Source organism: Acinetobacter sp. AL9, assembly GCF_041464035.1.
Lineage (GTDB): Bacteria > Pseudomonadota > Gammaproteobacteria > Pseudomonadales > Moraxellaceae > Acinetobacter > Acinetobacter towneri.
The window spans coordinates 1-444 of sequence record NZ_JAYFSK010000181.1 but is presented as its reverse complement, the minus strand read 5'-3'; the positions used below and the strand labels follow the sequence as shown (position 1 = coordinate 444).

Here is a 444-nt window from a genome sequence, read left to right as displayed (position 1 = left end):
CTGATTAGCCGCATCGGGCAGGAAGCAGTAGACGAAATCGAATCAAACCATAACCGCCATCGCTGGACTATCGAAGAGTGCAAGGCGATCAAGGCAGAGTACCAACAGAAACTCAAAGACCTGCGAAATAGCAGAAGTGAGGCCGCATGACGTTCTCAGTAAAAACCATTCCAGACATGCTCGTTGAAACATACGGAAATCAGACAGAAGTAGCACGCAGACTGAAATGTAGTCGCGGTACGGTCAGAAAATACGTTGATGATAAAGACGGGAAAATGCACGCCATCGTCAACGACGTTCTCATGGTTCATCGCGGATGGAGTGAAAGAGATGCGCTATTACGAAAAAATTGATGGCAGCAAATACCGAAATATTTGGGTAGTTGGCGATCTGCACGGATGCTACACGAACCTGATGAACAAACTGGATACGATTGGATTCGAC

General features: G+C 46.8%; 2 protein-coding genes and 1 pseudogene. All 3 read left to right on the top strand.

Annotated elements, in window-relative coordinates; genetic code table 11:
• Nucleotides 1-150, top strand: a 150-nt coding sequence (locus ACEO2X_RS14215) for a recombination protein NinG (protein ID WP_371972187.1), incomplete at its 5' end; no start/stop codon positions are given.
• Nucleotides 147-353 carry a phage NinH family protein gene (locus ACEO2X_RS14210; RefSeq protein WP_002901791.1) on the top strand — a complete coding sequence of 69 codons (207 nt, stop codon included), beginning with the start codon at nucleotides 147-149 and terminating at the stop codon, nucleotides 351-353. The genes ACEO2X_RS14215 and ACEO2X_RS14210, both read left to right, overlap by 4 nt.
• Nucleotides 331-444 (top strand): annotated as a pseudogene (locus ACEO2X_RS14205) (serine/threonine protein phosphatase); the annotation flags it as partial. The gene ACEO2X_RS14210 and the pseudogene ACEO2X_RS14205, both read left to right, overlap by 23 nt.